General features: G+C 44.3%; 12 protein-coding genes and 1 riboswitch. Of the genes, 7 read left to right on the forward strand and 5 right to left on the reverse strand.

The window, feature by feature from the left end:
- Window positions 1-178 precede the first annotated feature (178 nt).
- The 6 genes from HYI04_RS07270 to gluQRS all read left to right on the forward strand — a co-directional run bounded on the left by HYI04_RS07270 (window position 179) and on the right by gluQRS (window position 6,628).
- On the forward strand, window positions 179-1,231 hold the full coding sequence (locus HYI04_RS07270) for a hypothetical protein (RefSeq protein WP_201707069.1): 1,053 nt from the start codon (window positions 179-181) through the stop codon (window positions 1,229-1,231).
- A gap of 68 nt (window positions 1,232-1,299) precedes the next feature.
- Window positions 1,300-1,427, forward strand: a riboswitch (TPP riboswitch).
- Window positions 1,428-1,571: 144 nt separating this feature from the next.
- On the forward strand, window positions 1,572-3,464 hold the full coding sequence (gene thiC, locus HYI04_RS07275) for a phosphomethylpyrimidine synthase ThiC (protein ID WP_010325711.1): 1,893 nt from the start codon (window positions 1,572-1,574) through the stop codon (window positions 3,462-3,464).
- A gap of 75 nt (window positions 3,465-3,539) precedes the next feature.
- Window positions 3,540-4,160 (forward strand): NUDIX domain-containing protein, encoded by a 621-nt coding sequence (locus HYI04_RS07280; protein ID WP_178896039.1) that lies wholly within the window; start codon window positions 3,540-3,542, stop codon window positions 4,158-4,160.
- Window positions 4,161-4,170: 10 nt separating this feature from the next.
- The gene (gene cpdA, locus HYI04_RS07285; RefSeq protein WP_178896040.1) at window positions 4,171-4,968 is read left to right on the forward strand and encodes a 3',5'-cyclic-AMP phosphodiesterase; all 798 of its coding nucleotides are present in this window, start codon (window positions 4,171-4,173) and stop codon (window positions 4,966-4,968) included.
- A gap of 209 nt (window positions 4,969-5,177) precedes the next feature.
- Complete coding sequence (gene dksA / locus HYI04_RS07290) at window positions 5,178-5,705, forward strand: RNA polymerase-binding protein DksA (RefSeq protein WP_004692816.1); 528 nt, start codon at window positions 5,178-5,180, stop codon at window positions 5,703-5,705.
- Window positions 5,706-5,707: 2 nt separating this feature from the next.
- Entirely contained in the window at window positions 5,708-6,628 is a 921-nt protein-coding gene (gene gluQRS, locus HYI04_RS07295; RefSeq protein ID WP_228276924.1) for a tRNA glutamyl-Q(34) synthetase GluQRS, read from the forward strand.
- A gap of 216 nt (window positions 6,629-6,844) precedes the next feature.
- Here the strand turns inward: gluQRS and ftsW are convergent, their stop codons facing one another.
- The 5 genes from ftsW to HYI04_RS07320 all read right to left on the reverse strand — a co-directional run bounded on the left by ftsW (window position 6,845) and on the right by HYI04_RS07320 (window position 11,962).
- Window positions 6,845-8,041, reverse strand: coding sequence for a putative lipid II flippase FtsW (gene ftsW, locus HYI04_RS07300; protein WP_114837823.1), 1,197 nt, complete (start codon window positions 8,039-8,041; stop codon window positions 6,845-6,847).
- A gap of 19 nt (window positions 8,042-8,060) precedes the next feature.
- Window positions 8,061-9,407, reverse strand: a complete 1,347-nt coding sequence (murD, locus tag HYI04_RS07305; protein WP_010325706.1) for a UDP-N-acetylmuramoyl-L-alanine--D-glutamate ligase — start codon at window positions 9,405-9,407, stop codon at window positions 8,061-8,063.
- A 159-nt stretch (window positions 9,408-9,566) separates the two neighbouring features.
- Window positions 9,567-9,818, reverse strand: a complete 252-nt coding sequence (locus HYI04_RS07310; RefSeq protein ID WP_178896041.1) for a DUF6587 family protein — start codon at window positions 9,816-9,818, stop codon at window positions 9,567-9,569.
- Window positions 9,819-9,845: 27 nt separating this feature from the next.
- Window positions 9,846-11,705: a ferrous iron transporter B gene (locus HYI04_RS07315; RefSeq protein WP_159153603.1), complete on the reverse strand. Its 1,860-nt coding sequence runs from the start codon at window positions 11,703-11,705 to the stop codon at window positions 9,846-9,848.
- Window positions 11,702-11,962, reverse strand: a complete 261-nt coding sequence (locus HYI04_RS07320) for a FeoA family protein (protein ID WP_010325703.1) — start codon at window positions 11,960-11,962, stop codon at window positions 11,702-11,704. Before HYI04_RS07320 ends, HYI04_RS07315 begins: the two co-directional genes overlap by 4 nt.
- A gap of 180 nt (window positions 11,963-12,142) precedes the next feature.
- On the opposite strand from HYI04_RS07320, the gene xerD reads away from it, so the two are divergent.
- A complete protein-coding gene (xerD, locus tag HYI04_RS07325) occupies window positions 12,143-13,060 on the forward strand; it encodes a site-specific tyrosine recombinase XerD (protein ID WP_159153604.1) in 918 nt (305 codons plus the stop codon).
- The last annotated feature ends 91 nt before the right edge of the window (window positions 13,061-13,151 follow it).

A 13,151-nucleotide genomic window follows, 5' to 3' on the forward strand; every position in this document is an offset into this window, starting at 1 on the left:
AATAGCACCCAATAATTTGTTCATTATGAAGTAAATATTGAACAGTGTCACAGCCGGTTCAACAAAATCATTCACAATACTACACATTAAAAACTCCATCCCCCCTATAAAATGAGGTACGGAGAAAAGGAGTTTCTCTACTGTGTAGTCGCTGAACTGAGTTTTTGATCGAGTCGCTGTGAATCATTCTTCTTTATTTTCGCTTAAACCTTACGTACTGATTTTCATGTGCGCGCTGTTGGCTGCCTGTCAAAAACCTGAACCTGTCAGCTTTCAAGAGCCCGCACAAATTGAAGCGTCTTCAACTCAAACCTTAGACTTAACCGACTTGTGCCAAAAAATTGACAAAAACATGTCAGAAATAGGTGCGCAGCGTACGACTTTTGCTTTAGAGCAAATCAATCAAGATCTTAAGCTGTGTTTGCCTTTACTCGGTTTTCCACAACAAAAGCATTTATTGGGTTTATCCAATAAAATGTATCATGACTTTTTATCGGTCGAACGTACGCCGCAACAGCAGCGCGCTTTTGAAAGTTATGCTCTAGAAATGGCGCAACATCCGACCATTCAACAAAGTCTTTTTGAGCAACTGACCATTCGTGACCAATACCTCATCAAACACCAAGGGCAGTCTTATGTCGAGTTGTTTGATGCAGGCGAAGGACAAGTGCATTACCGCCGTAGCCCTGAGTATTTAGCCAAAATTTTTGCGCCTTATCTCCCTGTCGCGGAGCAAGAGTTTATTGAACATCTGGCAACACAGAATCAATACCCTGCCGTGATTGGAAGTCAGGTCAAAATTGATGCCAAAGAAATTGTGGATCGTGCGCTGTATTGGGAAAGTTATTTACAGCAATACCCAAAAAGTAGCTACCACCAAGATGCACGTCATCTGTTGAACCTATATAGCACCCTCTTGTTTATCGGACTGGATGCTCAACGCATTTACGACGGCTATACCGTGCAAAGCAATTATTTGGAAGAAATTGAGCGCCTAGCCGAATTAAAAAATTCAAGTGTGACGGATCAAGCGCGCTTATTTTTAAAGTTCGTGAAACTCAGCCCTGAACAAAGAGCGGCTCAAATCATCTTGCCTGCTTCCGCCCATGCGCAGCGCCTAGGTGCAGATCAACTCTTACAAAGACAATTGGCGCATTTTATCCAATTGCGCATGGTCCAACCCGATCAAGGCAAAGACTGCTTAAGCGATGCCATTTGCTTAGAACGTTGAACATATCTCCTTTCACACTTTGAATAAAAAGGTCGCTGTTTTTAACAACATTGCATGTTAAGATGATGCATCGCTTGACGGAGCGCGAGTAATTGCTCGCTGAGATCAGCTAAGACTTTTCAATAAAGTTTTGAAGCTGAGTACCGTTGAACCTGATCAGGTTAAGACCTGCGTAGGAATCAAGCCATCTAAAAACTGAACGCCTTTCATTGAACTATTTCCAGTAGAAATACATCCGTTGCATTTGTATCATCAAATTAACAACACACAGAAATAGCTTCAATTGCCATCGTTTTTGGTCGTGCTTGATTCGTTGATGTCATTCATAAGGATCATTGCAATGAACCAGTTAACGAATCTTTCCGCTGAAATTTCAGCACAACATGAACAAGATGCCAAAGATCTGACCCGTATCTTGCCTGCCTCTAAAAAAGTTTATATCCAAGGTTCACGCCCAGACATTCAAGTCCCCATGCGTGAGATTGAACTGACCGAAACCCCAACAGGCTTAGGCGGTGAGTATAATCCACCAGTGATGGTGTATGACACCTCTGGTGTGTATACCGATACCAATGTCAGTATTGATCTGAACAAAGGTCTACCGAATGTTCGCGAAAATTGGATTGAAGAGCGCAACGATACCGAAATGTTAGATAGCCTGAGCTCAAGCTTTGGTCAAGAACGTTTACGAGATATACGTACCGCTGATATTCGTTTTGCTCACATCCAGAAACCACGTCGCGCCAAAGCAGGTCACAATGTCACGCAGATGCATTATGCCAAACAAGGCATCATTACTCCTGAAATGGAGTACATCGCTATTCGTGAAAATCAGCGTCAACGTGAAGGGGTCGATGCACGTCAACACGCGGGGCAAAACTTTGGTGCGCATAACCTGATGGAAATCACGCCTGAATTTGTGCGCAAAGAAGTGGCTGAAGGGCGTGCCATTATTCCTGCCAATATTAACCACCCTGAAATCGAACCCATGATCATTGGCCGAAACTTCTTGGTGAAAATCAATGCCAATATTGGTAACTCAGCTCTCGGCTCTTCAATTGATGAAGAAGTCGCAAAAATGACCTGGGCAACCCGTTGGGGTGCAGACACCATCATGGACCTATCCACAGGGAAGAACATCCATGAAACCCGTGAATGGATTATCCGTAACTCACCTGTTCCGATTGGTACCGTACCGATCTATCAAGCTTTAGAAAAAGTTGATGGGGTGGCGGAAGACCTGACGTGGGAAATCTTCAAAGACACGCTGATCGAGCAAGCTGAGCAAGGCGTAGATTACTTCACCATCCATGCAGGCGTCTTATTACGTTATGTTCCAATGACGGCGAATCGCCTCACTGGTATCGTGTCTCGTGGCGGTTCGATCATGGCACAGTGGTGTTTGGCCCATCATCAAGAGAACTTCCTCTATACACATTTTGATGAAATCTGCGAAATCATGAAAGCCTATGACGTGTCATTCAGCCTCGGCGATGGCCTACGTCCGGGGTGTATCCAAGATGCCAATGATGAAGCACAGTTCTCTGAATTACGCACTTTAGGCGAACTCACCCATCGCGCATGGAAACATGATGTGCAAGTGATGATTGAAGGTCCGGGGCATGTGCCTATGCATATGATTAAAGAAAATATGGATCTACAACTTGAAGTCTGCCAAGAAGCGCCCTTCTACACGTTAGGGCCATTGACCACCGATATTGCCCCAGGTTATGACCATATTACTTCCGCGATTGGTGCGGCGATGATTGGTTGGTATGGAACTGCCATGCTGTGTTATGTGACGCCAAAAGAACACTTGGGCCTGCCGAACAAAAAAGACGTCAAAGATGGCATCATCACCTATAAAATTGCAGCACATGCGGCAGATTTGGCCAAAGGTCATCCGGGTGCGCAAGTTCGTGACAATGCTCTGTCTAAAGCACGTTTTGAATTCCGCTGGGAAGATCAGTTTAATCTCAGCCTTGATCCAGACACGGCGCGTAGCATGCATGATGAAACCATGCCGAAGGAAGCGCACAAGTCTGCGCACTTCTGTTCAATGTGCGGTCCCAAGTTTTGCTCGATGAAAATCACACAAAACGTGCGTGATTATGCACAAAACCAGCAAAACGCTGCACTGAATAAAATTCAGCAAGAAGAGGTCGAAACCGGTCTCGATAGCATGAAAAAACAATTCCATGCAAGTGGACAAAACTTGTACCAAAAAGTGTAAGCTGATAAAAAACCTTTTGTAATCATGCGATTCTCAGTTAGGATGAAATGATAAATTTCATCCTGATTGCGCTTTATGAACATAATTAAGCAAGCTACATATCACCGTGAAGATGTCCAAATTGTAGACAGAGCCTTTGTTTTTCAGGGTTTTGTTCAAGTAGAAAAAGTAAATTTACGTCATCGCCTGTTTAATCAAGCTGAGTACACCGCTGTGATTTCACGTGAGCTTATTCAGCGCCCTGAAGCGGCAGGTGTCTTAATTTATGATGATGCACAACAAAAATTTGCCTTGATTGAACAGTTTCGTATTGGTGCTATGGATGATCAAGATTCAGCTTGGCAGCTGGAGATTATTGCGGGAGTATTAGATGGTGATGAATCACCTGAAAGCTGTATTCGCCGTGAAGCATTAGAAGAATCAGGCTGTCAGATTGAACACTTACAACATCTGTTTAGCTTTTATCCTTCAGCAGGTGCCTGTGCGGAACTGTTTCATCTGTATAGTGCTGCGGCCAATTTACCCGAACAAGGTGGTGTATTTGGTATGCCCGATGAAGGTGAAAATATTTTATTACACCTGATTGATTATGCGCAGATCGATACATTACTTTCCAACGGTCGGCTCAGAAATGCGCCTGTCATAATGGCCTTGCAATGGCTACAACAACAGATTAAAACGACAAGGAATGTCTAAGGGGTCAGACATGACTTTAAATAATGAAAAAAGTTGGAACATTATCCAAATTTCAGATACGCATTTGATGGATCAAGATCATCTGGAGTTTGTACGTATGAATCCAGAACAAAGCTTTCATCATGTGATGCTGCATATTGTTGAGCGTCACCCACAGCTGAATGCCATCGTCCATACGGGCGACTTGGCACAAGTACCTGTGTCTCGAACCTATCAACGCTATTTAGACTTTATGCAGAGCTTAAAGAGGCCGTTTTATCAAGTTCCGGGCAATCATGACAATGCCGAGCACTTCCCTTTTCATCAGCAGCAAAACAAAGTTCATGTGATTCACTTCGGCCCTTGGAGCTTGGTTTTACTCAATAGTGCTGTCAAAGGTAAAATTGATGGCTGGGTCGATGAAGCACAATTGAACCAACTGCAACAAATCCTACAAGAATTTGCCCAGCAACACATTGTGATTGCCTGTCATCATCATCCTTTTGAAATGCAGTCAAAATGGATTGATCAACATAAACTCAAGAACACCCAAGACCTCACTGCGGTTCTTGCCAAATACCACAATGTCAAAATTGTGCTGTCGGGACATGTCCATCAAGAATCATGGCGTGAATGGCATGGTATTCAGTTTTACTCGACGCCATCTACCAGTGTCCAATTTAAGCCTTTAAGTGATCATTTTGCCTTAGATGAGCAAGCACCAGGTTATCGTATTTTACAATTAAACGCAGATGGCAGCCATGAAACCCACGTAGAACGTGTCTTACACGCACAGCAAAAAATAAATGTTGAAATTTCAGGTTATTAACTTTTCATTTTTGTCGTTTTCAATTACCTTAGTTGCTCTTACGAAAAAGTGATCAATTTAATCCAAACATCAAAGACTATCAAAATACTTAAAAAGTCTATATGATGACGACCCCCGAGGGTGAATCTCCTCGAGGGTGGATAAAAACACTTGCATATCACCATATTTTTTGCGTATTAAAGATACGTATATGATGAGGATTGCCCTAAATGGCGAATGACAACCAAAATACTGTCTTAGACGAACAAACTGATGTTGTAGATGAAAAATCTACAAAACGTGTGCGCAAAACTAAGCCTAAAGCGACTGACGGTGGTTCTACTGCAAGCTTATTTGGTATTGAACCTTATCAGCCGAAAAAAAATGAAGAATACATGTCTGAAGGTCAGCTTGAGCACTTCCGCCAAATTTTGTTGGCATGGAAAGCAGAGCTGATGTCAGAAGTTGACCGCACACTCAACACCATGCAAGACGAAAACACCGCTTTGCCTGATGTGAATGACCGCGCGACACAAGAAGAAGAGTTTGCAATTGAATTACGTACACGTGACCGTGAACGTAAACTCATCCGCAAAATCGAGCAATCAATTGAAGCGATTAAAAACGATGACTATGGTTTCTGTGAAACCTGTGGTATCGAAATTGGTCTGCGCCGTTTAGAGGCCCGTCCAACAGCAACTTTATGTATTGACTGCAAAACACTGGCAGAAATCAAAGAGAAGCAAAATAACGGTTAATCATGTTATTCAATAATCCTCCCCCAACCCCTCCTTTACATAAGGAGGGGGACAACAGGATGGCTTATGTGGGTCGGTTTGCGCCATCGCCAACCGGCCCTTTGCATTTTGGTTCACTCATCACAGCCGTTGCCAGTTATTGCGAAGCTAAAGCACATCAAGGCACATGGTTGGTTCGTATTGAAGATACCGATATCCCGCGTATTTACCCCGGCAGTGAAAGCCATATCTTGCATTGTATCGAGGCTTTCGGCTTTCAGCCCGATGCGGAGATCATATTCCAAAAAGATCGTCTCGACCTATATGAAGACGTGATTCAGCAACTGCATCAACTCAAACTGGTCTATGCCTGTCAGTGCACCCGCAAAATGCTCGGTTCTAACCACATTTATGCAGGCACCTGCCGTGACCTTGCTCTGCCTTTTGAGCAACAAGCCATTCGCGTCAAAGTAGAAGATGTCGAGATTTGTTTTGATGATGCTCTGCAAGGCCGACACTGCTCACAACTGGCACATGAGCTCGGTGACTTTGTACTGAAACGCCGCGATGGCATTATCAACTATCAATTAGCGGTAGTGGTAGATGACTACCTACAAGGCATCACCCATGTGGTTCGTGGTGCAGATCTATTGGATAATACCGAGCGCCAAATTTATTTAGGTCAGCTCCTAGATTACCCGCGCCTTAGCTATATGCATCTGCCTTTAGCTATGAATGATCAAGGGCAAAAGTTGTCTAAACAAAACATGGCACAGGCGCTGGATCTTAACCAAGCATCTACACTACTCGCTCAAGCGATACATGCTCTAAATCAGCCAACTGTTGAGCTAGACACCCCTGAACAAATGTTACAACAAGCCATTGCACAATGGGATGTTTCGCTGATTCCACACCGTACTACCCTGCATGGTACCTATTTATAGCAAAACCATCGCGGCAGAAATTCAACGCGAGGTATAGCGCTCAACGTTTCAATTGAAGCAAATTCAAAAAATTTAGACCATTACAGTCACATTCATCATAAAAGAATGACAGATAGATACGCTGATGAGAAACACAATTTAGGAAGGGCTCAAACGCTATCCGCATAACGAAAAGTACGTTTCGTCTGCGGAAAACGTGATGAAAGAACAACCTGCTTAGAAGCTGGATTCTTCTTTGGTTGGATTGGCACTTTGTGTTGTTGCATCAATTTTCAAAATCAAACTGATCATCACTGCACACATAATCAGTGATGAACCGCCATAACTAATAAAAGGTAGCGTCAAACCTTTGGTTGGCAGCATACCCATGTTCATACCTGCGTTTACCAAAATTTGCAGTAAGAAAATAATCGATACCCCATATGCCAAATAACCCGCACGCAGGTACTGATTCTTCAAGGCACGATGACCCACTTTGATACAGCACAGCAACATGGTAAAGGACAGAATCAAGACCGTAGTGATCCCGAAAAAGCCAAACTCTTCGCCTAAAATGGCCAACATGAAGTCGGTATGCGCTTCAGGCAAGTAGGCCATTTTCTGTACACTGTGGCCAAGTCCTACACCAAACCATTCACCACGCCCAAAAGCCATTAAGGCATTGGAAAGCTGGTAACCAGTACCTAGCGGATCTTCCCAAGGGTTTGAGAAAGACATTAGACGTTCAAAACGGTAAGGCTCAAATACAATCAGAAAGACAAAGGCCGCAAAAATTGCACCAAAAGCCATACCAAACTGAATCAACGGCGCGCCAGCAAGGAAGAAGATACCGAGCATCATCAAACTAATGACCACGGTTGCACCCAAGTCGGGCTCCGCGATAATCAAACCCACCGTCAACAGCATAATAATACCGAGACGGATCAAGCCTTTGATGTTATTTCTTACTTCTTCGGCACGGCGTACCACATAGTCCGCTGTGAAAATCGCCATCATTACTTTGGCGACCTCAGAAGCCTGCAAGGTGAAGCCCGCAACACGAATCCAACGGGTCGAACCATTAACCTCGGTACCAACAACCAATACGGCAGCCAGCAGTAAGATGGTCAAGATCCACAGTGGGAAGGTGTTATTGAACCAAACATTGAGCGGAACTCGGTATACCGCATAGGCCAAAACGCCCGCCACCGCGATTGAAATCCCGTGACGAAGGACATAGTGAAATGAATTCTCATGAAGGCGTTCAGCATAAGGCATCGACGCAGATGCAACCATGATCGAGCCTAAACACAACAAAGCAATGACGCAAAAGATCAACACATTACGCGGTGTCACTTCGCTGGGTACACGCGGCGCCCAACGGCTATAAAACTGATTCATTTTATTGATCGTTGTCTGAGCAAACTCAGCCATCTCAATTTCCTTATTATTTTTAGTGGAGTTCTTGCACACAAGCGACAAACTGATGTCCGCGCTGTGGGTAACCACTGAACATATCAAAACTTGCACATGCAGGTGACAATAACACGACATCATGGGCTTGGGTATGGGCTTGGCAAAGTGCAATTGCCTGCTCTAAAGTCTCAGCATGCAGTAAGGTGGTTGTTCCTACCACAGCTTGTTCAACTAACGCCGCATCTTCACCAATCAACACAGCCACTTTCACGTATTTGCTCAAAGCCTCACGTAAAGCACTAAAATCTTGTCCTTTGCCTTGACCACCTAAAATGATCGCGACCTTACCACCTTTGGCTTCAATCGCAGCACCTAGACCATCAATCGCAGCCAGTGTTGCGCCTACATTGGTGCCCTTTGAGTCATTATAGTAACGAACACCCTCAACTTCTTTCACAAACTCACAGCGATGCTCTAAGCCTTTAAAGCTTTTCAGTGTTTCCAACATCGACTCCAGTGGCAAGTTGATTGCCTCACCCAAAGCCAAACAGGCCAAAGCATTGGCAACATTGTGTGTACCTTGAATATACATCTCTGCACTGTTCAATAAACGTGTGCGGCCACGGGCCAACCAGATCGTACCGTCGTCATCTCTTAACACACCGTATTGATTCATATCAGGTGCATTTAAACCAAAGCTTTGCATTGGCGTAGCATCAGGGACCAAAGGACGAGTAAGTGAGTCATCACGGTTATGAACGACTTTTTTCACGCCTTGGAAAATGCGATGCTTCGCGGTGTGATAACCCATCATGTCGCCATGACGGTCAAGATGGTCTTCACTCATATTCAGCACTACCGCAACTTCAGCTTGTAAATTTGAAGTGGTTTCTAACTGAAAGCTGGATAGTTCTAAAATGTATAAATCTGGCTCATCTTTGGTTAAATCCAACGCTGGGCGACCAAGGTTACCGCCTACCGCGACTTTCACGCCTGCATGTTCAGCCATCAGACCAATTAAGGTCGTCACGGTACTTTTTGCATTCGACCCAGTAATGGCCATGATCGGCTTGTCGGTTGCACGGCGTAAAATCTGAATTTCACTCACCACGGGGATGCCTTTGGCAATCGCAGCTTGAATTTCAGGTAATTTCGGATCGAGCCCAGGGCTAATAACGATTTCTTCAGCAGACAACAACAGTTCTGCGTCAAACTGACCAAAACTGGTTTGTACCTCTGCTGGAATTTGGTCATGACCGGGCGGGGTTGATCGAGAGTCCGTTACTGCAACGCGGTAGCCTTGGTTATGTAAAAAATTGACCGCTGCAACACCAGAAATGCCGAGCCCTGCAACGACCTTAAGTCCACCACGTTGTATTAACATTTTCGCCCCATGCTTGGTCTGAGATTTATCTGCGGAAATGTTAGCACTTTGCTGTTTTGAATGCTTTTTCTGTTTTGACTTTCCTGCACTTTTTTTGTGTCAGTGCGTAAAAAAGCCGTCCCTCTTGGACGGCTTTTTTATTTGTGAACAAAAATTGTTTTATTTCCACTTCACCGCTTGAACTTCAGGCTTTTTCGCATTGCTGTCTTCTGTTGCTGGACAAGCACAGTTTCCGCCACAGCCACCCGCCATTGACGGTTTTAACCACCTTGCTAAACGCGTCCAACCGCGTCCCTCACATAGGTCAGCCAAGGACATGAAAACTGAACCCGATGTCTTAGGAAATACTTTCTTAAATACCACCACTGCACTCCAGATCACTAGAGCAGCAACAATTAGAATTTCAATCATCTCAATCTCCTCGCCTATTTACGCCGATTAGCCCAAATAGTGCGTTGCAATTTGATAAGTCAGGAATGACATGAAATAAGCCAAACCAAACAAGTAAATGGTCATAAAACTCACGGTTTTCCATGAACCTGTTTCACGTTTGACCGTCGCTAAAGTCGCCAAACAGTGCGGTGCATAAATAAACCACACCAATAAAGACAGACCAGTCGCTACCGACCAGCCGAGCTCACCGCCACTACTGATGAGTGAAGCCAAACCTTGTGACATGGCATCTTCATCAACAGCGGATAAGGCATATACCGTACCTAAAGCTGCCACCACGACTTCACGAGCAGCCATGGCTGGAATCAAGGCAATACAAATCTGCCAGTTGAAGCCCAGCGGTGCAAAAATTGGTTGCAGTAAATGACCGAGCATACCGGCAAATGAATAATCAATTTCAGGTAAAGTCGCGCCTTCAGGAGCTTGCGGGAAGGTACACAAGAACCACAGCAAAATAGACAACGCGAAAATGATGCCACCCACGCGACGTAAGAAGATCTTGGCACGGTCAAGTAAACCAATCCAAATATTCTTTAAGTCAGGGAAACGATAGCTTGGTAACTCCATCATCAACATATGTTGTGACTTGTCTTTCTGGAAGAATTTCAGAACGAAAGATACACACAGTGCACTGACAATCCCGGCCATATATAAAGCAAACAACACTAAACCTTGCAGATTAAAAATCCCCCAAACAGTTTGTTCAGGAATAAAAGCAGCAATTAACAAGGCATATACAGGTAAACGTGCAGAACACGTCATTAACGGTGCCACAAAAATCGTAGTCAAACGGTCACGCGGATCACTAATGGTACGCGATGCCATGATGCCCGGAATTGCGCAGGCAAAGCTAGACAAGAGCGGAATAAAGGCACGCCCAGAAAGACCTGCTTTAAACATCAGCTTATCTAGCAAAAACGCGGCACGCGGTAAATAACCCGACTCTTCCAATACCAAGATAAAGAAGAACAAAATTAAAATCTGTGGTAAGAACACCACGACACCACCCGCACCCGCAATAATCCCGTCCACCACCAAACTGTTAAGTAAAGGGTGGCTAATGGATGCACCAATGGTTTCACCTAGCCAACCAAAGAAGGTTTCAATCCCATCCATAAACGGCGCTGCCCAAGCAAAAACGGCTTGGAAGACAATAAACATCATCACTGCAAGGCTAACTAAACCCAAAACTGGATGTAGGAAAATCTTATCTAGAAAATCAGTTCGCTTGTCTTCTTCATCGACGTACTGCACAGCGTCATGTAATAAATTTTCTACTTTCTCATGTGCAGTGTCGCCTTTTAAACCCGTCAGCTCGGTATAAGGCACGGCATATTTGCCCTGCTCTAAAGCGCTAAGCAGGCTTTCAATACCCGAGTTACGCACCGCAACGGTTTCAACGATCGGCACACCCAAGCGCTCAGAAAGCTTTTGGGTATTGATTTGCATGCCACGGCGACGTGCTTCATCCATCATGTTTAAAACGATTAACATTGGACGGCCCAATGCAATCAGTTCAATCACTAAACCGAGGTGAAGTTTGAGGTTAGTTGCATCAACGATACATAAGAAAGCATCTTGCTGACCTTCGTCTGCAATTTTCCCCATCACCACGTCACGGGTAATCATTTCATCAGGACTAGTCGCATCTAAGCTATACGTCCCTGGCAAATCCAGAACGCGAACTGCTTGACCCGAAGGAAGACTAAATTGACCAACTTTACGCTCAACCGTTACACCCGCATAGTTACCTACTTTTTGGCGTGTTCCAGTGAGATGGTTAAATAACGAAGTTTTACCGCAGTTTGGATTACCTACAAGGGCAACACGCAAGGCATCACTCATCTAGGTGCTCCTTCGACTTGAATTTCAATTTTTTCAGCTTCAACTTTTCTTAAGGCGAAACGTGTAAAACCCACTTGGATTAAAATTGGATCGCCACCAAAAACACCTTTGGTAATCACCTGTACTTTTGTACCTGCGACAAAGCCTAATGTTTCAAGACGACTAGCCACCAAATCAGTCTGAGCTTCGCCATCCAAAGTATGATTCACTTTGTTAATGATGGCAGTTTGTTTGACTTTTAAATCAGATAAACGCACCGCATCCAACCCTTTAATATTTTGAACAGTATACAAACAAATGAGAATAATTACCAAATCAGATTCGATAATGATTCGCATCTGTTATAACACATCGACAAGCGAGAATGATTACACTACATTGAATAAAACCCCTATTCCTTGTTTTTATCTTTCCGTGATGATGTGCTTGAGAGCTTTATGTTAAATAAAAAACCGCGTGTGCCTGCGCCTGTTCAAATCCCAACTCAGCTCAGTTTTTTACACGGCTTTAAAGATTATCTCATTGCACAAACCGTGAGCCCACACACCCGAAATGCTTATCTCTCTGACTTATTGCAGTGCAGCGAGTGTAGTCGGGTGAGCATGCCTGAATGGAGCAGTGACGATGTCGCCGATGTTCTGCTGACTCTCACCAAGCAAGGTAAAAGCCCGCGCTCCATTGCGCGCTGTCTGTCTGCTCTGCGTTCTTTTTTTAAGTTTCTACGGGAACAAAAACTGCGCTCAGACAACCCTGTCGCGCTACATAAAACACCCAAAATTGGCCGCGCACTGCCTAAAGATTTGTCTGAGCAAGACGTAGATGCCTTAATTCAAGCTCCAGATATTGAAACCGCTCTTGGACTTCGTGATCGTGCCATGTTTGAAGTCTTATATGCCTGTGGACTGCGTGTATCTGAACTACTAAACTTACGCCTAGACTTAATCAATTTAAAACAAGGCTACTTAAGAATTACGGGTAAAGGCAATAAAGAAAGACTGGTACCTTTGGGGCAAATCGCAGTGGAATGGGTCGAAAAATACTTAATTGAATCCCGTCCGCAATTATATAAATCTGCAACTGACTATCTGTTTTTAACTCAACATGGCGGCATTATGAGTCGGCAAAACTTTTGGTACGCCATTAAACGCTATGCCTTACAAGCAGCGATTCAGGCTGAACTGTCTCCCCACACCTTACGACATGCTTTTGCAACGCATTTACTCAATCACGGTGCCGACTTGCGTGTGGTACAAATGCTATTGGGACATAGTGATCTGTCCACGACACAAATTTACACCCATGTCGCACAAGTGCGTATGCAACAACTACACGCCAGCCATCACCCAAGGGCTTAAGGTCTTGATCATCCATAACTTAAGGCTGTTTTTAGCACGAAGACTACGAAGTATTACCGAGTCCTGTACTTTTTTTGCTATGCTTGGCGCT

The sequence above is a fragment of the Acinetobacter sp. SwsAc2 genome, assembly GCF_013391465.1.
Classification (GTDB): domain Bacteria; phylum Pseudomonadota; class Gammaproteobacteria; order Pseudomonadales; family Moraxellaceae; genus Acinetobacter; species Acinetobacter johnsonii.